23 protein-coding genes (1 of these 23 only partly in view) are annotated in these 21,272 nt (G+C 53.7%); 12 read left to right on the plus strand and 11 right to left on the minus strand.

What is annotated here, in order from left to right; translation table 11 throughout:
- Positions 1-15: 15 nt before the first annotated feature.
- Positions 16-945 carry an alpha/beta fold hydrolase gene (locus M0D42_RS02450; RefSeq protein WP_265020027.1) on the minus strand — a complete coding sequence of 310 codons (930 nt, stop codon included), beginning with the start codon at positions 943-945 and terminating at the stop codon, positions 16-18.
- Positions 945-1,235: an SCP2 sterol-binding domain-containing protein gene (locus M0D42_RS02455; RefSeq protein WP_265020028.1), complete on the minus strand. Its 291-nt coding sequence runs from the start codon at positions 1,233-1,235 to the stop codon at positions 945-947. The genes M0D42_RS02450 and M0D42_RS02455 overlap by 1 nt, the downstream gene beginning before the upstream one ends.
- 73 nt (positions 1,236-1,308) lie before the next feature.
- Here M0D42_RS02455 and M0D42_RS02460 point away from each other — a divergent pair, with 73 nt between their 5' ends.
- The 4 genes from M0D42_RS02460 to fdxA all read left to right on the plus strand — a co-directional run bounded on the left by M0D42_RS02460 (position 1,309) and on the right by fdxA (position 5,448).
- Positions 1,309-1,869 carry a tetratricopeptide repeat protein gene (locus M0D42_RS02460; protein ID WP_265020029.1) on the plus strand — a complete coding sequence of 187 codons (561 nt, stop codon included), beginning with the start codon at positions 1,309-1,311 and terminating at the stop codon, positions 1,867-1,869.
- A 15-nt stretch (positions 1,870-1,884) separates the two neighbouring features.
- Complete coding sequence (locus tag M0D42_RS02465; protein ID WP_265020030.1) at positions 1,885-4,608, plus strand: helicase-related protein; 2,724 nt, start codon at positions 1,885-1,887, stop codon at positions 4,606-4,608.
- A 73-nt stretch (positions 4,609-4,681) separates the two neighbouring features.
- On the plus strand, positions 4,682-5,059 hold the full coding sequence (locus tag M0D42_RS02470; protein WP_265020031.1) for an RNA-binding S4 domain-containing protein: 378 nt from the start codon (positions 4,682-4,684) through the stop codon (positions 5,057-5,059).
- A 50-nt stretch (positions 5,060-5,109) separates the two neighbouring features.
- Positions 5,110-5,448: a ferredoxin FdxA gene (gene fdxA, locus M0D42_RS02475; protein ID WP_265020032.1), complete on the plus strand. Its 339-nt coding sequence runs from the start codon at positions 5,110-5,112 to the stop codon at positions 5,446-5,448.
- Here fdxA and M0D42_RS02480 read toward each other — a convergent pair.
- The gene (locus tag M0D42_RS02480; protein WP_265020033.1) at positions 5,445-5,690 is read right to left on the minus strand and encodes a hypothetical protein; all 246 of its coding nucleotides are present in this window, start codon (positions 5,688-5,690) and stop codon (positions 5,445-5,447) included. The two genes, fdxA and M0D42_RS02480, sit on opposite strands and share 4 nt — an antisense overlap.
- 52 nt (positions 5,691-5,742) lie before the next feature.
- Here M0D42_RS02480 and M0D42_RS02485 point away from each other — a divergent pair, with 52 nt between their 5' ends.
- Both M0D42_RS02485 and ygiD read left to right on the plus strand, forming a co-directional pair.
- Positions 5,743-6,252 (plus strand): CarD family transcriptional regulator, encoded by a 510-nt coding sequence (locus M0D42_RS02485; protein WP_265020034.1) that lies wholly within the window; start codon positions 5,743-5,745, stop codon positions 6,250-6,252.
- A gap of 156 nt (positions 6,253-6,408) precedes the next feature.
- Entirely contained in the window at positions 6,409-7,227 is an 819-nt protein-coding gene (ygiD, locus tag M0D42_RS02490; protein WP_265020035.1) for a 4,5-DOPA dioxygenase extradiol, read from the plus strand.
- Here the strand turns inward: ygiD and M0D42_RS02495 are convergent.
- Positions 7,224-7,772, minus strand: a complete 549-nt coding sequence (locus M0D42_RS02495; protein WP_265020036.1) for a helix-turn-helix domain-containing protein — start codon at positions 7,770-7,772, stop codon at positions 7,224-7,226. The two genes, ygiD and M0D42_RS02495, sit on opposite strands and share 4 nt — an antisense overlap.
- A 107-nt stretch (positions 7,773-7,879) precedes the next feature.
- Between M0D42_RS02495 and M0D42_RS02500 the strand changes: the two genes are divergently transcribed.
- Together M0D42_RS02500 and M0D42_RS02505 are read left to right on the plus strand one after the other, a co-directional pair.
- Complete coding sequence (locus M0D42_RS02500; protein ID WP_265020037.1) at positions 7,880-8,575, plus strand: AzlC family ABC transporter permease; 696 nt, start codon at positions 7,880-7,882, stop codon at positions 8,573-8,575.
- Positions 8,568-8,864 (plus strand): AzlD family protein, encoded by a 297-nt coding sequence (locus M0D42_RS02505; RefSeq protein ID WP_265020038.1) that lies wholly within the window; start codon positions 8,568-8,570, stop codon positions 8,862-8,864. The genes M0D42_RS02500 and M0D42_RS02505 overlap by 8 nt, the downstream gene beginning before the upstream one ends.
- A gap of 6 nt (positions 8,865-8,870) precedes the next feature.
- Here M0D42_RS02505 and cobS read toward each other — a convergent pair whose 3' ends face one another.
- Complete coding sequence (cobS, locus tag M0D42_RS02510) at positions 8,871-9,617, minus strand: adenosylcobinamide-GDP ribazoletransferase (RefSeq protein ID WP_265020039.1); 747 nt, start codon at positions 9,615-9,617, stop codon at positions 8,871-8,873.
- A 102-nt stretch (positions 9,618-9,719) separates the two neighbouring features.
- Between cobS and cobT the strand changes: the two genes are divergently transcribed.
- The gene (gene cobT / locus M0D42_RS02515; RefSeq protein ID WP_265020040.1) at positions 9,720-10,730 is read left to right on the plus strand and encodes a nicotinate-nucleotide--dimethylbenzimidazole phosphoribosyltransferase; all 1,011 of its coding nucleotides are present in this window, start codon (positions 9,720-9,722) and stop codon (positions 10,728-10,730) included.
- Between the two features lie 72 nt (positions 10,731-10,802).
- On the opposite strand, the gene M0D42_RS02520 is transcribed toward cobT, so the two are convergent.
- Together M0D42_RS02520 and M0D42_RS02525 are read right to left on the minus strand one after the other, a co-directional pair.
- Positions 10,803-12,680: a monovalent cation:proton antiporter-2 (CPA2) family protein gene (locus tag M0D42_RS02520; protein ID WP_265020041.1), complete on the minus strand. Its 1,878-nt coding sequence runs from the start codon at positions 12,678-12,680 to the stop codon at positions 10,803-10,805.
- A gap of 21 nt (positions 12,681-12,701) precedes the next feature.
- A complete protein-coding gene (locus M0D42_RS02525) occupies positions 12,702-13,157 on the minus strand; it encodes an Lrp/AsnC family transcriptional regulator (RefSeq protein WP_265020042.1) in 456 nt (151 codons plus the stop codon).
- A gap of 146 nt (positions 13,158-13,303) precedes the next feature.
- Between M0D42_RS02525 and hppD the strand changes: the two genes are divergently transcribed.
- Positions 13,304-14,401: a 4-hydroxyphenylpyruvate dioxygenase gene (hppD, locus tag M0D42_RS02530; RefSeq protein WP_265020043.1), complete on the plus strand. Its 1,098-nt coding sequence runs from the start codon at positions 13,304-13,306 to the stop codon at positions 14,399-14,401.
- 55 nt (positions 14,402-14,456) lie between these two features.
- On the opposite strand, the gene M0D42_RS02535 is transcribed toward hppD, so the two are convergent.
- Positions 14,457-14,864, minus strand: a complete 408-nt coding sequence (locus M0D42_RS02535; protein WP_265020044.1) for a universal stress protein — start codon at positions 14,862-14,864, stop codon at positions 14,457-14,459.
- A 131-nt stretch (positions 14,865-14,995) separates the two neighbouring features.
- Here M0D42_RS02535 and M0D42_RS02540 point away from each other — a divergent pair, with 131 nt between their 5' ends.
- Complete coding sequence (locus tag M0D42_RS02540) at positions 14,996-16,090, plus strand: acyltransferase family protein (RefSeq protein WP_265020045.1); 1,095 nt, start codon at positions 14,996-14,998, stop codon at positions 16,088-16,090.
- On the opposite strand, the gene M0D42_RS02545 is transcribed toward M0D42_RS02540, so the two are convergent.
- Positions 16,042-18,219 carry a hypothetical protein gene (locus tag M0D42_RS02545; RefSeq protein WP_265020046.1) on the minus strand — a complete coding sequence of 726 codons (2,178 nt, stop codon included), beginning with the start codon at positions 18,217-18,219 and terminating at the stop codon, positions 16,042-16,044. The genes M0D42_RS02540 and M0D42_RS02545 overlap by 49 nt on opposite strands.
- A gap of 165 nt (positions 18,220-18,384) precedes the next feature.
- On the opposite strand from M0D42_RS02545, the gene M0D42_RS02550 reads away from it, so the two are divergent.
- Positions 18,385-19,074 carry an SIMPL domain-containing protein gene (locus M0D42_RS02550; protein ID WP_265020047.1) on the plus strand — a complete coding sequence of 230 codons (690 nt, stop codon included), beginning with the start codon at positions 18,385-18,387 and terminating at the stop codon, positions 19,072-19,074.
- Between the two features lie 53 nt (positions 19,075-19,127).
- On the opposite strand, the gene M0D42_RS02555 is transcribed toward M0D42_RS02550, so the two are convergent.
- Together M0D42_RS02555 and M0D42_RS02560 are read right to left on the minus strand one after the other, a co-directional pair.
- Positions 19,128-20,420 carry an O-acetylhomoserine aminocarboxypropyltransferase/cysteine synthase family protein gene (locus M0D42_RS02555; protein WP_265020048.1) on the minus strand — a complete coding sequence of 431 codons (1,293 nt, stop codon included), beginning with the start codon at positions 20,418-20,420 and terminating at the stop codon, positions 19,128-19,130.
- Positions 20,421-20,497: 77 nt separating this feature from the next.
- Positions 20,498-21,272 carry the 3' portion of a hypothetical protein gene (locus M0D42_RS02560; protein WP_265020049.1) on the minus strand. The gene runs 227 nt beyond the window's last position, so the window shows 775 of its 1,002 coding nt (coding positions 228-1,002); its start codon lies beyond the right edge, outside the window — the gene reads right to left on this strand; it ends in the stop codon at positions 20,498-20,500.

The raw sequence follows: 21,272 nt of genomic DNA on the forward strand, positions 1-21,272 counted from the left end.
ATTTGAAGAAGCAGACTAGAGCTGGGCGTCAAATAGCGCTGTGATTTTGTCCATGATGGCTGCGCGTGTTTGCGCGTCTTCCATCAGGACTTCGTGCTCACCGGCGTCGATCATTTCCAATGTAGCGTTCGACCAACCCTCAATGCGCGTTTTAATGGCCTCAGGATCTACGATGCTCTCGTCGGTTCCAAGGAATGTCACACATGGAGTGCTTGGAGCCGGTTTGGTGGCCATGTCAGAACACTCGCGCAGGGCTTCATTGACCCAACGTATGGACGGCCCGCCGATGCAAAGCTGAATATTGGCGCGCGCCTGCGCTTGAAGACGCGCATACATGCTGCGGTCTTTGGTCAGCGCGTTCTCCTCAAAGGCAACATCCAGAACATAGGTTTCGTTTTTTGTACCGGGAGCCAGCCAATTGCCCATCCCAATGCAGCGCAGGATCACGCTGAGAAGATAGGCAAGTGGTCTGAGCTTCCCTAAACCAATGTGCCACATTGGGCCGGTGAACGCCGCAGCGTTGACAGGCAGGTTGTTATAAAGCGCGCGCAGGCCGATGGCGCCGCCCATGGAATGGCCAAGTAGAAAATAAGGCTTTGGAAGATCAAGCTCCTCTGCGGCTTCCAAAAGCGCCTGGACATCTCGTTGATAGTCGGCGAACTCTGCCACATGGCCCGCATTTTTGTTGTCTTGCAGGCGATCAGCCAGACCTTGGCCGCGCCAGTCGATGGCAATCGTTGCATAGCCGCGATCTGCAAATTCACCTGCGGCGATAGCATACTTCTCGACATATTCGGTACGCCCGGGGAACAGCAGAACTGTTCCCTTGGCATTGTCCCGTTTCCATGCAGCTACCCGCAGGCGCACACCATCATCTGCTGTGATCCAATAGGCCGCAGCAATGGCTTCACCTTCGGGGACTGCAAAATACGGGGCGTCTTCCATCAGGACAGGATGGAGCCCAGTTTCATGGCCATACCCATGTCGCCGTCCACTTTAAGCTTGCCGCTCATGAATGCAGAGGTCGGGTTCACATCACCAGAGAGAATGTCCTGGAATAGGTCTGCGTCAGCCGTCAGGGTCACATCTGCATCATCGTCTGAGGCACGGACGCCATTCGCGTCAATGATCAGCGCGCCTTCGCCTTCAATTTCGAACTTCACAGAGCCGTCCAAGACGCCATCGCCCAGTTTTTCGCTCAGAGCTTTCACAGCTGCTGCCACAATATCGCTCATCTCATCAATATCCTTTGATTTGCGCCTCGCTGGACTAGTAAATCGTGAGACGCAGGTTACATTCAAGAGTGTTATGAGTGTCTTCCCAAATATTCTCAAACCTGCCGTGGCGGCAGCGGGGATCGTCCTGGCAAGCGTCACTGGCGCATTTGCCGACAGTGAACGCCTTGAAGGTCTCATGGGAAATCTTCGCAATTCAACGCCTGAGAACGCCAATCTGATCTCAAAAGAAATTCAGCTGGAGTGGGAAAAGTCCGGGTCTGCAACGGCAGATCTGCTTTTGTCGCGTGGACGTAAGTCTATGGAGGCAGGGCAAATTCAATCGGCAATCGAACACTTTACCGCGTTGACAGACCATGCGCCGCACTTCGCTGAAGGCTGGGTCAGCCGGGCGAGCGCCTTTGCTCATGCTGAGATGTTTGGACCGGCGATTGCTGATCTTGAAACAGCCCTGCGGCTGAACCCGGAGCATTATGAAGCGATCATCGGACTAGGAGCCATACTCGAAGTGATTGATCGGCCTGACGACGCCTATGAAGCCTATCAATTGGTGCGGCCTATACATCCGCACCATCCCGCCGTAACAGAGGCGTTGGAGCGACTCGAACCGGTTGTTAAAGGCCGGAACCTATAAGTCAGAGGCGGGGATATGGCCGTGCAAGGTCGAATTACGGCGGTCTTGGGACCAACCAATACGGGTAAAACGCATCTCGCAATTGAGCGCATGTTGGCGCATCGCACTGGTGTGATCGGCCTGCCTCTGCGCCTCTTGGCGCGTGAGGTCTATGATAAGATCGTTGCCATTCGCGGGCCACGTGTTGTGGCTTTGGTGACCGGCGAAGAACGTATCGTTCCCCCGAAAGCGCAGTATTGGGTCTGCACGGTTGAATCGATGCCAGAAGGCATGGGCTGTGACTTCCTCGCAATCGATGAAATTCAGCTATGCGCAGATCCGGAACGTGGGCATGTGTTTACTGACCGATTGCTGCGGTCGCGTGGATTGCATGAGACCATGTTCCTAGGCTCAGACACGATGCGTGGCCCGATTGCGGCGCTTGTGCCGGGTGTGGAATTCATGCGGCGAGAACGGATGAGCACGCTTAGCTATGCTGGCAGCCGTAAGATCAGCCGGATGCAGCCGCGATCTGCCATCGTCGGGTTTTCGGTTGATAACGTCTATGCAATTGCCGAACTGATCCGACGCCAAAAGGGTGGGGCCGCGGTGGTCATGGGCGCACTTAGCCCCAGGACGCGTAATGCGCAGGTCGAACTCTATCAGAATGGCGATGTGGATTACTTGGTAGCAACCGATGCCATCGGGATGGGGTTGAACCTCGATATCGACCACGTGGCTTTTAGTTCGACCACCAAATTTGACGGTCAACGCATGCGAGAATTGATGCCCAACGAATTGGCCCAAATCGCGGGTCGCGCTGGGCGGGGTATGAGCCACGGAACCTTTGGAGTGACGGGAGAGGCGCGACCGCTGAACGATGAGGTCGCAGAAGCCATCATGAACCATCGGTTCACGCCGATCAAAAAGCTGAATTGGCGCAACGCTTCACTGCGATTTGGGACGCTTGATGCCCTAATCGCATCGCTTGAAGAAACGCCTTCAGATCAGCTTTTGATGAAGGCGCGAGAAGCGGATGATCTGGGGGTCTTAAAGACGCTGGAAAGGGACGCCGAAATCCGGGCGCGCGCATCTGATACGCAGTCGGTTCGCCTGCTTTGGGACGTCTGCCGCATTCCTGATTTTCGGGGCATCAGCCACAATGAACACGCGAGTCTCTTGCAGGGAATCTATGGTTATCTGCATGAAAAGGGCCGGATTCCACGCGATTGGTTCGCCCGCCAAGTCTCAAGAATCGATAAAACAGACGGAAATATCGATACTTTATCCAAAAGATTGGCATTTATCCGCACATGGACCTATGTCGCACAGCGAAATGGTTGGATTGATGAGGAAAACCATTGGCGAGACGAGACTCGCGGGGTAGAAGATCGGCTGTCAGATGCGCTGCATGCAAGATTGACAGAAAAATTTGTGGATCGCCGGACATCAGTCTTGTTGCGGCGGCTCAAACAGAAGGAGGCCCTTTTGGCCGAAGTGAATGACAAGGGTGAAGTGACCATCGAAGGGGAGTTCGTTGGTCGTCTAGAGGGGTTCCGTTTCCAAGCTGACAAAAGCGCTGAAGGGGCAGAGGCAAAAACTCTGCGTCAGGCCAGCTTGGCAGCACTTGCACCGCAGTTCCATCTGCGGGCGGATCGCTTCTACAATGCCCCCGATACTGAAATTGATTTTACCGAACAAGGCGGCCTGATGTGGGGCGAACATGCTGTTGGCAAATTGGTGGCCGGCAGTGACCCATTGAAACCGTCGATCAGCGTTTTTGTGGATGACGAAGCTGGCCCGGATGTGGCTCAGAAAGTCGAACGTCGTCTACAGCATTTCATTGATCGCAAAGTTGCTGCGCTCTTTGAACCGCTCTTGAATCTGTCTCGTGACGAAGAGCTGACCGGCCTGGCCCGCGGCTTTGCCTTCCGCATGGTTGAAGCGCTGGGCGTTCTGCCGCGCGGTGAAGTAGCGCAGGAAGTGAAAGATCTGGACCAGGACGCGCGCGGCGCGCTGCGCAAGCATGGCATCCGCTTTGGCCAGTTCACCATCTTTATGCCACTCTTGCTGAAGCCAGCGCCAACACGCCTGCGGTTGGTTCTGTGGTCGCTGTCCAAAGGTCTGGACATCTTCCCTGAATCTCCACCTCCGGGTCTGGTTACAGTTCCAGCGGGTGAGGGCACACCAGAGGGTTACCACGCGATGGCGGGTTACCGCGCCGCTGGTGAGCGCGCGATCCGGATCGATATGCTGGAGCGTCTGGCCGACATGCTGCGCACAGAAGACAGCCGTGGTGGTTTCGAAGCCAACCCGGATATGCTGTCGATTACCGGCATGACGCTCGAACAATTCGCGGCTTTGATGCAGGGTCTGGGCTACAACGCAGAACGTAGTGAGCGCACCAAGGTCAAGGCGGCTGTCGAGGCGCCTGACGAAGCAAAATCAGAAGAAACAGAGGCTGAAGCACCTGCAGAGCCAACCGCTGAAGCAGAGACACCTGCTGAGCCAGAAGTGGAAGTCTTCTTCACCTTTACTTGGGGCGGCGGACGTCGTCAGAACAGCAACCGCCGCCAGCAAGGCGGTCGCCGTGAGGGTCAGGGCAAACCAGGTGGCAAGCCACGGGGTAAGCCCAAGGGCAAAGGCAAACCACGGAACGAAGGCGCAAAGCAATTCAGCGCGCGTCCTCCGAAGAAGGAAAAAGCCATCGACCCAGATAACCCATTTGCAGCTGCATTGATGGGTCTAAAAACCGAATGATCCAGCGCTTTGGGCGTTTGGACATGAAAGGCGCGCCAGATTGGTGCGCCTTTTGCCTGTCTGGAGAGATGTGATGAGCGAAGGCCATAGCAAGCTACGCATCGACAAATGGCTCTGGTATGCGCGCTTTTTTAAGACACGATCTTTGGCCGCGAAGGTGGTCTCTGGCGGCCATGTCCGTGTGAACGGTCAGAAGATTGCCAAATCCAGCCATTCGATAAGTCCAGGGGATGTTCTAACCTTCCCTCAGGCCAAGGAAATCCGCGTTGTGCGGATCGAAGCGCTCGGCGAGCGGCGCGGGCCTGCACCCGAAGCACAAACCCTGTACTTCGATATGACCGAACGGAAAGAAAAAGTTCCGGCTTCTCCTCGATTTGAAGGAAAAGGGCGTCCCTCTAAAAGGGATCGCCGCAATCTCGACCTTATGAAAAACACGCGGCTTGAAGATTAGAGCCACGTGATTTAGCTAGACGGTCAAATATCTAGGAAATCGAAGTACCCATGACCTACGTCGTCACAGAAAACTGCATCGCCTGCAAATACACCGACTGCGTCGAAGTCTGCCCAGTGGATTGTTTCTACGAAGGTGAGAACACTCTGGTTATCCACCCGGATGAGTGCATCGACTGCGGTGTTTGCGAACCAGAATGCCCAGCGGATGCAATCCGCCCGGACACAGAGCCGGATATGGAGAAATGGGTCGAGTTCAATCGCAAATACGCGGAAATCTGGCCTGTCATTATCTCCAAGAAAGACCCTATGCCGGGCTACGAAGAGAAAGACGGCGAAGAAGGCAAAATGGAGAAATACTTCTCTGAAGCGCCTGGCGAGGGTGGCTAAACCTCTCGAATATCGAGAAAAACCGAGCGATTCGCATGCGCAGCAATGAATTCTGCTGCGCAGAATCGGCCCAAGCCTCTGAAATTAATGAAGAAACACCCCGTTTCCGGTGGTTGTGCTTCTATAAGGGGCAATTTTGTGATATATTTCTGTAACAAAGATATATGACCAACCGATGCCATCCCGCCGGCTGCCGCCACGGATGGTTTTTTGCGCCAGAGTTCATCGACACGGCGGAACATGTTTTCCGCTCAGTGGCTTTTTGCTTTGACGCGCTCTGTTAGGAAGGACTGCATGAGCAAAGCGAAGAAGAACGAATTCCGCCCGAACGATTACGTTGTTTACCCTGCGCATGGCGTAGGACAGATCGTATCCATCGAAGAGCAGGAAATCGCCGGCATTGAGCTGGAACTGTTTGTTATCTCTTTTGAAAAAGACAAGATGACCCTGCGGGTGCCAACCCACAAAGCAACCGAAATCGGTATGCGAGGTCTGAGTTCTCCTGATGTGATCAGCCAAGCAATGAAAACGCTGAAGGGCAAAGCCAAAGTGAAGCGTGCCATGTGGTCTCGTCGTGCGCAGGAATACGAACAAAAGATTAACTCTGGTGATCTGATCGCCATTGCTGAAGTTGTACGTGATCTGCACCGCACTGATGATCAGCGTGAGCAAAGCTACTCTGAGCGTCAGCTCTATGAAGCGGCCTTGGAGCGTCTGACTCGCGAAGTGGCTGCTGTTGCGGGTGGCGATGAAGTGGCTGCTGCGAAGCAAGTGGACGAAGTGCTGACCGCGCGCGCGGCTTAAGCATCAATCAATCACATGAATTGAGAAACGCGGTCTGTTGGGCCGCGTTTTTTTGTCTTACGAACATTGTGCGGCCCTGCACAGAATGCGCGGATTTCTGAAGAATTGTGTGGGAGGGCCGCTGGGCTATATGCTCTTCATGGACAGGAGATAGCCATGAATGTTGCTAGGAAGCTTGAAAACCTCAAATCGCGATTGAATCGATCCGAGCGAATGCCCGCCGTTTTTTTGGGGCATGGGAACCCGATGTATGCTTTGGGAAACAATGAATATTCAGACAGTTGGACTGCCCTAGGTAGGGCGTTGCCACGCCCGCAAGCCATTCTATTGATATCTGCCCATTGGATGACGCGCGGTACAACTCTGGTGGATGTTTCGGCGATGCCGCCCACCATTCATGACTTTCACGGGTTTCCTCAGGAGCTCTATGACCAATCCTATCCTGCGCCGGGACATCCTGAATTGGCACGAGAAGTTGTTTCTATGCTCGCCAGTCACAACGCTGCTGAAGATGATACTTGGGGGCTGGATCATGGCTCTTGGGCGGTGCTGAAATGGCTCTACCCAGAGGCTGACTTACCTGTGTTTCAGCTTTCAATCGACATGACGCGCCCATTAGACTGGCATCTGGAAACGGGTGCGATCCTTTCAGATCTGCGGGATCGCGGTGTCTTGATCTTGGGCAGCGGCAATATTGTGCATAACCTTAAAACCATTGCGCCGGGTGCCGATGCGTTTGACTGGGCGCAGGAGTTTGATGCCAATTTTGCCGAGCATTTGGCGGATGGGAACGTTGAAGCTCTCGCCGATCGCGCAGTAATGGGGGGGCTATTTGATCAAGCTCATCCGTCATTTGATCACTATGTACCGAGCCTTGTGATCGCGGGAGCTGCGCACAAATCCGATACACTTTCTTTCATGAATGAGAGTATCGATGCCGGCAGTATCGCGATGCGGAGCTTTATTTATAGCTAGGCGGGGCTTTCCATGATCACGACCAATAGGGCGGTCTCAGTCAGGGCTTCATAAAAATGAGGAACATCTCCTGGGAAGCGGTAATAATCGCCTCGTACAAGATCCTCAGAAGCCTCTTCCGGTCCGATGCGAACTTGGCCTGATATCACGAACACATGCTCAACGGTTCCCGCCGGATGCGCCTCAGCGTGGCGCACATCACCTTGCGTGACTGTTGCGCGATAGAGGTCACGACAGCGGTTCGGTGGACATTTGTCGAGTACGATCGTCTGAAAGTCTGCTGCCTCCGATGCGACTTCTTCCCCGTCGCTTGCGCGCACAAGTTTTACTTCGTTCACGGGCAACTCGAACAGATGGCTGAATGGAACACCTAGCACTTCCGCAATGGCCCAAAGAGTTTCGATACTGGGATTGCCTTGACCCGATTCCAACTGTGAAAGTGTTGATTTCGCGAGCCCAGCTTGCTGGGCCAGTGCCGAGAGGCTGATCCCCCGCTTGGCACGTTCCCTTTGAATAGCGCGAGCAATCAGAGTGGATGGGGTCACGATAATTTCCTGCCTGTGTTCGGTGAAAAGAACATAGTTCGGTTTGACAAACGCAGCAATGCCGTTCATGTTGCCGAACATTGTTCGATTTAATGTTTGGAGTGAACATGGCCGAGGTTCGCGATGCTTTGAAAGACGTATTGCCTGTGGTTGGCGCAATGGCACCCTATTCGGCTGTTTTTGGTGCTTTGGCGATTGATCAGGGACTGACTCTAACCGAGCTTCTGGTTACGTCCGGGAGTATTTTTGCCGTGGCCAGCCAATACGTTATGGTCGATCTGATGCTGCAGGGGCTTCCGATCTGGTCGATCCTACTCGCCGTGTTGGCAGTGAACTTCCGCCATGTGCTTTATTCAGCTGCCTCCGTGCGCTGGTTGGGCGGCTTTAGCCGCAAGCAAAAAGCCTTGGCGTTTTTCTTGCTGTGCGATCCGCAGTACGCCACATGCGAAGCACGGCATGTCAGCAAACCGATAACGCCGATCTACTATTTCACCTATGCGGCCTGTGTTTATGGGGGGTGGATGATTTCTAATCTACTGGGCGCTGTATTTGGGAAGCTACTCGGAGATATTAATCGATTTGGATTAGACCTGATCCTGCCAATGTTTTTTGCTGTCTTGGTATTCGGTTTCCGGAAAAAACCTCGTTTTGCCATTGTGTTGATCGTGAGCGTTTCGATCTCTGTGCTGACTTTCTTCACAATCGGAAGTCCCTGGCACATCACTCTTGGCGGGCTGAGCGGCATTTTGGTTGCCGCTGTTCTAAGTAAGCCATCATCAGAGTTGGAGATTCAGCATGCCTGATACCTACGTACTGATTTTTCTCTGCGCGCTCATCACTTACGGAGTGCGAAGCGGTGGCCACATCTTGATGGCCTATTTTGGAGCAGTGAATCATAGGATCGAAGCGGGGTTGAATGCCGTTCCGATTGCTGTGCTTTCAGCACTTGTTGCTCCAACGATCGTCGCAGGACACTGGTCCGATGCAGTCGCAATCATAGTGGTATGCCTGCTGTCCCTGCGCATTTCGATCCTTCCAGCAATTGCGATAGGGGTGCTGTTGCTTGCCATCTTGCGTCACATGTTTGTCTGATGATCTTCAGGCGATTGTGATCAGCCCGAGTACCAGAAGCATCTGCTGCGTTGCGCCCAAGACATCTCCGGTCTGCCCACCGATTTTGCGCTGGGCCAAAATTCCAAGCGCAAGTGTTGTAAGGCCCATCAGGACGGTGAGTTTAAGCACCACCCAACCTAAAAGTATCAAACCAATAGCAAGCGCCAGACCGATGGCAAGGCAAGCTGTCTTCATTGGTGGGCGCCCCTGTGAGTGACTAAGCCCATGATCGCGGGCATGCGGTAGGCTGTGCATGATCGCTGGCATTGCCGCGCGTGAGAGGGTCTCCACAGCGATCAAAGACCAGAACCAACCGTCAGTTTGAAGCAAAGCTGCAATCGCCACCCAACGCAGAGCAACGGATATGATCAAAGCCAAAACGCCATAGCTTCCGATTTGGCTATCTTTCATGATTTCGAGGCGTCGCACCTTTTCATAACCACCCCAGAAGCCATCTGCACAATCAGCCAGCCCATCTTCATGCATCGCCCCGGTAAGAACCACAGTGGTTGCAATCCAAAAGCCAGCTGCAATTGTTGGGGCAAAGCCCAGCCAAAGCAAGAAACCCACAAACAGAGCTGATAGAACGCCCACCACGAGCCCAGCCAATGGATAGGCCCAGGCTGATTCTGCTGAGCGTTCAAACTCCGCTTTGACGGGAATTCGGGTGAGCAACGCAACGCTTGTGCGAATATCTCCCAACGTCAGAAGCGACATGTCGTCCTTTTGCATTTGGATGTCCCTTACTGACTTGTTCCAAGCGTTGCATCAGGTAAACAGCTTGCCAGCGCTGAGACAAGCCCAGCTCTTCAGCCAAGACAACAGGAGCCTGCCATGACTGCCGCATTTGCCACGCTTAACGAATTCAAAGAGCTGCTTTTGGCCGCGCCGGATGCAGATGCAAAAGCACTGGGGGAAGCGGAAGAACGCAATGGTCAGCTTACAAAACCTCCGGGTGCGCTTGGGCGTCTTGAAGATCTGGCTATTTGGTATGCGAGCTGGCGTGGTAACCCTCGTCCTGAAATTGCCAATCCGCAGGTGATTGTCTTTGCCGGGAACCACGGGGTGACAGCGCAGGGCGTGTCTGCCTTCCCGGCTGAAGTGACAGAACAGATGGTTCTGAACTTCCAGCACGGCGGGGCTGCGATCAACCAACTCTCGCGTGCGGCTGGCGCAAAACTCTCTGTGCATGCGATTGATCTTGATAAGCCAACCGCAGATTTCACCAAAGGCCCCGCGATGAGCGAAGAGGACATGGTGATGGCCTTGTTGACGGGTTGGCATGCGGTAGATGACAACACGGACCTTCTGGTGGTCGGAGAAATGGGGATCGGCAACACCACATCTGGCGCAGCTATCCTGGCCGCGATCTACGGCGGTGAGGCCTCCGAGTGGGTGGGGCGTGGAACCGGGGTTGATGACGCTGGCCTTGCTAATAAAGCACGTGTGGTTACCGAAGGGTTGGCTGCTAATCCCGATCGATCAGGTCTAGAAATCCTTCGGTGTTTGGGAGGCCGGGAACTGGCGGCCATGGCGGGTGCTATTGCACGTGCGCGTGTGGATCGAATTCCAGTAATTCTCGATGGCTTCATCTGTACATCAGCCGCCGCTGCATTGGGGCAGGTATTTGAGAGCGCGCTAGATCACTGCGTGGCGGGGCACGTGTCTGCTGAAGCTGCGCATTTCAACGTGTTGAAAAACCTTGGCAAAGAACCACTGTTGGCCATGAACATGCGTCTCGGAGAAGCTTCCGGTGGTGCTTTGGCGATCAATATCCTGAAGTCGGCGGTGGCGTGCCATTCCGGTATGGCGACATTTGCCGAGGCCGGTGTCTCAGACGGCTAATCCTTCAGCTTATGCAAAAACGCTCTGGAATTGCGGAGGAAGGTGTTCCTTCCTCCCAAGGGGCAAAGCCGTTTATTCAGCAGCCGCTGGTTTTTCGAGCTGCGCTGTCAGAAGTGTCTGCAAATCTTCTTCCAGTTCCTTAGCCCGCGCGACGTATTCGGCATTCTGTGCTGCTGGACGTTCAGGATCCCAGAGCAGCGCAAGTTCGCGCACGGCGTTTCTGTCATGATGATAGAAGGTCTGCTCTGCCTGGCTGGCTTCGTATTCTGTCAGTCCGACGTTTTCCAAAACATAGCGGCCAGCACGAAGGCTGCTGTCAAACATCTCACGCACAATGTCGTTGGCACCTGCCTGATAAAGGCGGAAAACTTGAACGCGATCACGAGCGCGCGCCACAATGTGCAGATCAGGGCGCTCTCTTCGAGCATGTTTGACTAATTTGACCGTGGCGTCAGGATCATCGAGCGCCACGACGAGCACTCTTGCTTCTTCCAGTCCCGCGGCGTGCAGCAGTTCTGGCCGTGTTGGGTCTCCGAGGAAACCTTTAACGCCAAAGCGCCGCATGGCCTGAATGGCTTCCATATTGTGATCCAATACCACAGTATCAAAACCAGAGGCGCGCACGAGACGGTTCACGATCTGACCAAATCGGCCAATACCCGCAATGATCACTTGCCCGGTTTCATCAATTTCATCTGCGGCGGATTCGTGGTGGTCATCCTGCATGCGGTGGGAAACAACATCATAAAGGATAAACAACAGCGGTGTGATCAGCATCGACAGCGCGACGACCAGAAGCAAAGTCTCGCTGAGCGCTGCAGTCAAAACATTCTGTTGCACCGCAAAGGATAGCAACACAAATCCGAACTCACCGGCCTGCGCCAACCCCAATGCAAAGAGCCAGCGATTACGACTCTTAAGTTTAAACATCAGACCAAGGCCATAAAGGATCAGCATTTTCAATGCGATCACCGAGAGTGTTAATCCCAGAATATTGACTGGATCAGCGATCAACTTTCCAAAGTCGATCTGGGCACCCACAGTAATGAAAAAGAGACCAAGCAAGAGTCCTTTGAAGGGTTCGATGTCGGCCTCAAGTTCGTGTCGGAACTCCGAGTTCGCCAAGACTACACCCGCCAAGAATGTACCCAGCGCAGGGGAGAGACCAACCAATGTCATCAATACGGCAATGCCAATGACGATCAGGAGAGCCGTGGCTGTGTAAATCTCGCGAAGATGGGCAGCGGCGATAAACTTGAAAAGTGGGCGGATCAGGTAGATGCCTGCCAAGATCACGGCGACAATCGCGCCCAAGGTCACCAATGTGACGCCCCAGGCGGGCAACCCCTCGACCAGAGAGAGCGAATGGTGCGCCTCATGCGCAGCATCTGAGGCGCGAGAAATCGAGCCATCGGGGGCAATGGTCATGGTTGCAGGCAAAGCCAGCAGCGGGAGAAACGCCAGCATGGGGATTACCGCAATATCCTGCGTGAGAAGCACTGAGAATGTGGCACGCCCACCTGAGGTTTGCATGAGCCCCTTTTCCGCAAGTGTCTGCAGAACAATCGCAGTTGAGGACAGGGCAAAGATCAAGCCAACTGCGAGCGAGACACTCCACTGATACCCAAGCCACATCATGCCACCAGCAATGGCCAATGTGGTCAATGTGATCTGTAGCCCACCGAGGCCGATCAACTTATGCCGCATATCCCAAAGGGCGCGTGGTTCAAGTTCAAGACCGATCAGGAAAAGCATCATCACCACGCCGAACTCGGCAAAGTGCTGAAGGTCCGTCGTCTCACTTCCGCTGATAAAGCCAAAGATTGGGCCAATAACGATGCCTGCAATCAGATAGCCAAGGACCGATCCCATGCCAAAACGTACCGCAATCGGTACGGCCAGCACGGCGGCCAGCAAAAACATGGTGGCTTGCAGAAGAAAACTTTCCATTTTGTCTCCAGGGTCGTCGGATCAGGTGGGTAGAGGAGCGTCGTGTTTGAATTGGTCCATCACGATCTGACTCTGTACGCGGCTAACTGCAGGATGCGGCAAAAGGATTTCATGTATCAAGGTATTTAGTGCCTGTAGGTCTGCGCAATAAACGCGCAGCATGTAATCTGCGTCCCCCGTGAGCGTCCAAGCGCTGATCACCTCAGGACGATTTCCAATCAAGCGAGCCACGCTCATGGAATTGTCAGGGGCATGAGTGCCCAATTGTATTTGCACGAAAGCCTGAACGTTCAAGCCAAGTCGCTGTGGGTCCAACTTAGCCGCGTAATTCTTGATGTAGCCTTCGGCCTCCAGCCTTTGGCGACGGCGCCCCGCTTGGCTTGGGGAGAGGTGCAATAGATCTCCCAATTGATTGGCCGTCAGATGCGCATCCTTCTGTAAGGCAGAGAGCAGTCTTTTGTCTGTTTCATCAAGCATCGTGCGTTTTACTCGCGCGTTTTGGGCGTTTCTTGTAAATACTACGCAATTATTATGCATATTGCACGCACCTTCGCGGACTTTCCGCTTTCGGATATATCTAAGATGTATTCAGCGAACATGATTACCCAAAATAGGAGCATCTGATGGGCCCGTTTCCACATGACGCACCCCGCGCTGAAATTTCCGATTTCAATCCAGCTGGCACGGACGGCTTTGAATTTGTAGAATTCGCGCATCCCGAACCCGATGAGTTGCGCGCTCTCTTCAAGCGCATGGGATACACCCATGTTGCCAACCACAAAAGCAAAGCGATTGAGCTTTGGCAGCAGGGCGATATCACTTACATCCTCAACCATGAGCCAGGCAGCTATGGTCTGAAATTTGTCGAAGAACATGGTCCCTGCGCCCCATCTATGGGCTGGCGGGTGGTTGACGCAGAGAAAGCCTATGACCACGCAATTGCCAGAGGTGCTGAGCCTTATGATACGGATGACAAAACGCTCGATTGGCCTGCCATCAAGGGGATCGGTGGATCACTGATCTACTTCACTGATCAGTATTACGACACTTCTCCCTTCAATGAAGAGTTCGACTGGATCGCGACCTCAAAGCCAGAAGGCGACGGGTTTTATTACCTCGATCACCTGACCCACAACGTGTTCAAAGGCAATATGGACAAGTGGTTCAAGTTCTATGGTGATCTGTTCAACTTCCGCGAAATTCGCTTTTTTGACATTGAAGGTAAATACACTGGTCTCTTCTCTCGTGCGCTGACCAGCCCCTGTGGCAAGATTCGCATTCCGATCAACGAGGACCGCGGCGAAACAGGTCAAATCGTCAGCTATCTAAAGAAATACAATGGCGAAGGTATTCAGCACATCGCCGTTGGGACTGAAGATATCTACCAATCAGTTGGCCAAATCGCAGACAAAGGCGTGAAATTCATGCCTGGTCCACCAGAGGCCTATTACGATCTGTCATATGAGCGCGTGACCGGCCATGATGAACCCAAAGACAAGATGATGGAACACGGCATTCTGATCGACGGCGAAGGCGTGCTAAATGGCGGGGAAACTAAGATCCTGCTGCAAATCTTCTCAAAAACTGTGATCGGGCCGATTTTCTTCGAGTTTATTCAGCGAAAAGGCGATGATGGATTTGGGGAAGGTAACTTCAAAGCTTTATTTGAGAGCATTGAACAAGAGCAGATCGACAACGGAGAAATCGAAGCAGCGGAATAGGCCTGCTAATCCTTGCACAAATTAGGGCGGCGGTGAATTCACCGCCGCCTTTTGTTTATCGCAGGACGACGACGCAGCATTTCGCGTGACGTACAACGCGTGCGGCTGTGGAGCCAATCAGATAGTCACTGAACTCAGGCTTGTGAGATGTGATAATGATGCAGTCCACATTCGCTTCATTGGCGTAGTCCAATATCGTCCGATAGCTGTGGCCAGATACCACCACGGGTTCAACATCTGTGACGCCACCAAGGTCAGATTTCAAAGATGCTTCGGCTTCAGCTACCCGGTTTGTATAGATTTCATGTGGCACTTGAGCCTGTACAAAATCTGGGATCGCTTCGAGCACAGTTAGCGCTGTAATCTTGCCTTTTGGGTCAACAAGTTGCCGCGCCACGTTCATGGCTTGGTTGTAAGATGTCGCGTGGTCTGGTGCCACTGGGATGAGAATATTCTGATACATTGTGGCCTCCTTTCGCGATCAGTTTAGGGGAGCCTTCAGGGATCGGCTTTGATGCAGATCATGCTCATTTTCGGGCCGCTTATCGGGCGCATTTCAAGAAAATTTTAACCAAATTCATTGAGGCATGACCTATGGATGAGCGGTCAAAACACATGTTGAGATTGGATGTTCTTCGGTTTCTCGCTGCTTGTCTGGTTTGCCTCAACCACTTTGCAACCTATTCAATTAAGGAAATTGGGGTTTCATACGAAACCTCGGAACGTGCCTTTCCTGTTTTGTCGATATTTGAAGATGCCGGGGCTGTCGGGGTACAGGTGTTCTTCGTGATTTCTGGGTTTGTGATTGCTTTCAGCGCTTCGCGGCGAATGGGAAAACATGGCGCTGTCGCTTTTGTTTGGGCGCGTGTCTGGCGGATTGCTCCCGCCCTTTGGATATCGTCTTTGATCGGGGCTTTGGCGCTTTGGTGGGGAGGTGACAACTCTGCGAACCTGATGTTGAAACTCGTTAAGTCCGTCCTTTTGATCCCGCAGGCGCCGCATATCGACGGGGTCATATGGACGCTCATGGTAGAGGCTGTGTTCTACGCGGTGATTGCCGTGTCGATTTGGATATTCGAACAGATACCACTCAGACGGATCGCCATATGTCTTGGATTTCTAAGCTCGCTTTATTTGGCTTTGCTCTTTTTCGCTGATCATTGGGAGTGGCAGTTTCTTAGCACTCAACTCAATCAGTTTTCATACTCGTTGCTCTTGCTGCGCCACGGCGTGTTTTTTGCACTTGGCATTATGCTTTGGGTAGGTGGAAAGACACGTCGAATGCGCCATGTCCAGTGGCTCATCCTCTTCTCAGTCTTTGGGGCGGTTGAAATCTGGCTCGCAATGGATCAGAGACTTGGGACGTTCATATTCGCAATACTGATCTGCACGCTATTCGCTTGGTTTGCCTTTGCAGCGTTTCAGCTGCAGAGTTTGCGTGTCGGGGGCAGGGGGCTGAGGTTTTTAGGCCGGCTGAGCTACCCCTTATATCTCAATCACTACACATTCGGAATGTGTAGTACTTTTTGGTTTGCTTCCGTCAGGCCAAGCGAAACAGCACTTCTGGTGACGTGCCTGGTGGCAGTCTCGGGGGTGAGCTTTGTTGTATTGTCTTTAGAAACCGCAGTGCAAAGGCTGATTCAGCCCCGCGGCATTTTCAGAACGATTGTGCGACCGCCTTTGACGTAGTGCAGCTCGCTTGTGTTAATTGCGGCGACACGTCCGCCGTCTATCCGGTCACCGATCTGCACTTTCTTATAGCGACCGCTTGAAAGGCGAACGAGGGCGCGGCGATCATTGGATGCGCCGTAGACGCCGATCAGGTTCACTTTACGCAGATTGATTGCATTCTTCTGTGTGGCGTTACGCGCCACTGAGGCGGTCGTCGGAATGGATGGCGCGACCGTCTCTGCCGGAGGAACGGCAACCGCAGCTAGGCGCTCTTGCTGTTTTTCGACTGTGGATGAGAAGTTGCTTGGGCGGCTTTTAGGGCGGATGCTGGCGAGAACCGCCTGATCTGTCGCTTCTTGGATGGCGCTTGGGTCGATTGACACAAGCTCGACAACCGCACGTTCTGGGCGCAGTTTTGGCCGGATGCTGGCGATTTCAGAAAGGGTGCTGCCACCTAGATTGGCGCGCTCATTCTGTTCGCTCAGATCTGTCGGGCGAACTTTCGGGCGAAAAGAGGCCAACCGCAAAAGCTCTTCATTGGCTTCTTCAACGACGGCCTCCTGTACCGCTGCTCTATCTGGGAAAGTCGGTGGCAAAGATGCCGGCTTTCCAAGATAGACCATGATCCCCTCAGGAGAAATCGCACCATCTGCTGTCGCAATCACAAGGCCGCGTTCATCAAGGTCGATCTTTATGCCAGCTGCGACCGGGTTGTTTTGCGGCGCAACTTGCGGATCAACGCCGAAACTATCAACGGTTGGCAGAGCAATGGCGTCATGAGTTTGCTGCATCGGTTCAAAGGAGGCGATGTAGATGGCTTCAACTGTGTCGCTGCCTGGTGTGTCTGGTTGGATCGGAGCGCGATCCCAAATGCCCGTTGCCGCGTAGAGTGCATCTCCGGTCGGGGCCGGGAGCGCAGCTTCCATCACCGGATCCAGAAGAATGCCTTCCTGATCATCCAATGCTTCGATTTCTGCGGAGTCTGTGATGGTCTCATTAGAGACAGGGGGCAGGGCGGTGGTCTCTAGCGTGTCTGCCGTGCTGGGCTCCAGCGGGATGGTTTCAATGCCATCGGTGGGTGAGAATAGACCCGCAACGCCATCATCAGTGAAGAGTGAGGCCCAGAGTGCGACGCCTGCCAAGAAAGCCAAAAGCAAAAGGATCAGGATCAAGCCTAGGAACTTCGGCTTACCCCCGACTTTCGGTTCTGTCTGAACGCTTTTGATGCCGTCTGAAAGCTCAGACTTTGCGGAAGCTTTGGCTGGCGGTACCGCATCAATTACAACCGCGTCTTCTATGACAGGGGCAACAGACGTACGTGCAGCACCTCGTGGGCGTGTTTCTCCAGATGGCTCAGGTCGTTGCTTGAGACCGGCTATCAAGGTAGCCGGATCAAAACGAGGCTCTTGGGCGGAAACGGCGCTTTCGCTTTCGTCCTGTTTCAGTTCACCATTCGCAAGGCTGTCATCGTTCGCTTCTGATTTGTCCGCTTTCAACCCACGGGTTGCACCGCCAAGCGCTTTGGCCGCGCCATTGCCCTCAGGTGTTGCGGTCAGGCGACGAGATGCAAAGGCAGGTGCTGGCTCGGTTTCTTCGGTCGGAAGAGGGCCTGAGGAAACATTTAGAACCGGAGCGTCATCCGGTTGCAGGCCGCTTGCGTCGTCAACTAGATCACCTGCACCCGGCGTAGCTCCAAAAAACGGTTCAGCATCAAAATCGTCCGGATCGGGTACGGCCACAAAGCTGACCGGATCAAATCCATGTTCAACGGCGAAACTAAGCGCTTCCTCAAGCGTGTCCTTGGCGACCGCCGCAACTTGCACTCTGTCGACCAGTTCAACAAAGTCGTAAGCAAGCTCTGAAACCTGATAGGGCGTCTCGGATTCCAATGATTCAGTAACAGCGGCTTCAACATCGCCGTCCTGACTTGGCAGCTTGATGTACTTGATTTGGTCATTGGGCAGGATGATCTTACAGAGCGCTTTCCCGCCTGCATGATCCTCACCTTTCTTGCGCAGTTTCTCTAATGCGCCGCCAAGGTCAGCATGTTCTAAAGGGACTTGCCCCAACAGGTGCCAACCCTCTTTGACACGGCACATGAACTTGATGCCGTCAAGCGAGAGGGATAGGGCATAATCTGGTTTCATAGTGTGGCTCTAACACTCGATCTTAAAGGGCAAAAGATTTTGCCCGCTGTGCGCTGGATTTATAGCAGGAATTCGCCGAAGGGGAAGAAAAAGCCCTTTATCCCCAAGCATTTTAGCGGTGAAACGCCTAGCTTTGCCATAAAGTCATTCCGGAAGGAGCCTATTATGCAGATGCTTAGAAACTTACTTATCGTTGCAGCCCTGTCTGCCCCCGTTTTTGCCCATGCTGGCGAGATCGCTGTGCAAGGTCGTGGGGTTATCGAAAAGGCGCCTGATATGGCGGTGCTATCTTTGGGTGCACGGTTTCAAGCTTTCACCGCACAGGAAGCCATGAGCGAAGTCAATCGGCGGACGCAGGCAGCTATTCGGATCATGGAGAAGTTGGGCATTGAGCCACGCGATATGCAAACCGGCAATCTTTACCTCAATCCTGTTTGGGAGCGGGGGGACAATCGCATCGATGTCGCGCGGATCAAAGGGTATGAAGCGGGCAATCAGCTGACTGTCAGGGTGCGTGACCTTACGATATTAGGCGACGCGCTCGACGAGATGGTGCGCGACGGTGTGAACGCATTCAACGGCTTGCGCTTTGCGTTGCAAGACCCATCAGAGGCGATGAACGAAGCCCGCCGCAAGGCGGTTCAGGATGCGGTTGCAAAAGCGCAGCTTTATGCCGAAGCAGCAGGGGTGGAGCTGGGCGCGATCAAATCTTTCCATGAAGGCGGGGGAGGCGTGCCTCAACCAAGGTTCATGGCGCGGGCTGAGATGGCGATGGACACAGGTGTGCCTATCGCAGCTGGAGAATTGTCGACGCAGGCTACAGTTTCCATTGTCTTTGAAATCGCAGAAGACTGAAAAACAAAAGGGCCGCGAAATGCGGCCCTAATTCTTTTGCGATGTTGATTGAATTATGCAGTGGCTTTGGTCAGCGCTTGATCCAGATCCGCAATAATATCATCCGCATCTTCGATACCGATGGAGACACGCACCACATTCGGTGACGCACCCGCCGCTTCCTGCTGCTCTGGTGTCAGCTGGCGGTGGGTGGTGGAGGCCGAGTGAATGATCAGTGAGCGCGTATCACCCAAATTGGCCACATGGCTAAAGAGTTCCAGATTATCGACCAGTTTCACACAGGCGTCGTAGCCGCCTTTGACCGCGAAGGTGAAGAGCGCGCCAGCACCTTTCGGGCAGATCTTCTCGATCCGGCCATAAGACGGGGAACTTTCCAGACCCGCATAGGTCACATAGTCAATGCGATCATCGTTCTCGAGCCAAGTCGCAACTTTCTTTGCGTTGGCGACGTGTTTCTCCATGCGCAGTGACAGGGTTTCGATGCCCATCAACGTATAGTGCGCGCCCTGCGGGTTCATTGTCATGCCCAGATCACGCAGACCAACCGCGATGGAGTGGAAGGTGTAGGCCATCGGGCCAAGCGCCTCGCCAAAACACAGGCCGTGGTAAGCTGGCTCTGGTTTAGACAGGGAAGGGAACTTGTCGTTCTGCATCCAGTCAAACTTACCGCTATCAATCACAGCGCCGCCTGTGACCGTGCCGTTGCCGGTCAGGTATTTGGTGGTGGAGTGCACAACCAGCGTCGCACCCAAAGCGATTGGGTTGCAGAGATATGGAGTTGCAGAAGTATTATCGACGATCAATGGCACGCCGGCTTTATCAGCGATCGCAGCGATGGCCGGGATGTCAGCAATATGACCGCCGGGGTTTGCGATGGATTCGCAGAAGACAGCGCGGGTGTTTTTGTCAATCGCCGCCGCGACAGCAGCTTCGTCATCCAGATCAACAAATTTTGCCGACCAGCCAAAGCGCTTGATCGTCTGGCTGAGCTGCGTAACGGAACCGCCATAAAGACGGTTGGAGGCGACAACATTGCAGCCGGGACCCATCAGCGGGAAGAGCGCCATGATCTGCGCTGCGTGACCAGAAGAACAGCAGATACCGCCAACGCCACCTTCCAGATGGGTGATGCGCTCCGCCAGCGCGCTGACCGTAGGGTTGGTCAGACGAGAGTAGATGTTGCCAACTTCAGCCAGATTAAACAGGTTGGCCGCATGTTCTGCATCGCGGAAGACATAGGCCGTGGTTTGATAAATCGGAATTTGGCGCGCGACGGTTGCCGGATCAGGGTTCGCCCCCGCATGGATCTGCAGCGTGTCAAAGCCAAGCTTACGTTCTTCAGACATAATTTCCTCCAGAGCAGTGTCTCTGAAAGGTCTAAGGCGCTGATCTCACGCAATCAATCAAAAGCTTGCTCATTGGGTCAACGCATCCAATATCCGTTACGTCGCAACTGATTGCGAATGGCCTGTTCTTTGCGTGGCAGTTTATTGCGGTCAAACAGAGCGCGCGCCTTTTGGCCTCGTCCGTGATAAATCATGAACTTGAAGGGATCGTATTGCTTTAATACCCGTTTGATCTCATTCGGTGCCGCGACTTCCTCTAATGTTTGAACCACATGATCCGCCTCGCGCGCATATAAAAGTGGCAGCAGACGATAATGGCATGTGATCGTGCCATCCATCAGACCCTGGGGCAGGGCGTCTCGGCCACCGCCAAAGGAATGGATCACAAGGGGCAGGGCGATCTGATCAAGCCACGGTGTCAGCTTTTGGCTGGCCAGTTCTTCCGGCGTGTCATCTCTGATAGAGAGCGAATACTCCAGATACCGCTCTCCAAAGAGGCGCGGGCATTTGTAAAAGAAAAAGCCTGCGTTGAAATAAAGGTAGCGGCGCCAGTATTCATCGGGTTGGCTTAGATCAAGCGAGGTTTCAAAGTCGAGCCCAAAGCGATCATAGAGCGCTTTCCATATTCCTGCGTAGCCTGGGCCATATAGCGGTGGAATGGGCCATGTGCCTTCCACTTTCAAAGACGCGCCGGGTTTCTCGAAATCAAAGGGTACGTGTGCGAGATCGCCCGTGATCAGCGTATCCGTATCCAGAAAGAGAAACGGCTCTCCTTCGGGCAAGGTAAGCAAAGCCTCAATCTTATTGCCGTTCGGGTAAGCTTCCCCGAAGTGATGACATTCAAATGGGATC

Source organism: Cognatishimia activa, assembly GCF_026016445.1.
Taxonomy (GTDB): Bacteria; Pseudomonadota; Alphaproteobacteria; order Rhodobacterales; family Rhodobacteraceae; genus Cognatishimia; species Cognatishimia activa_B.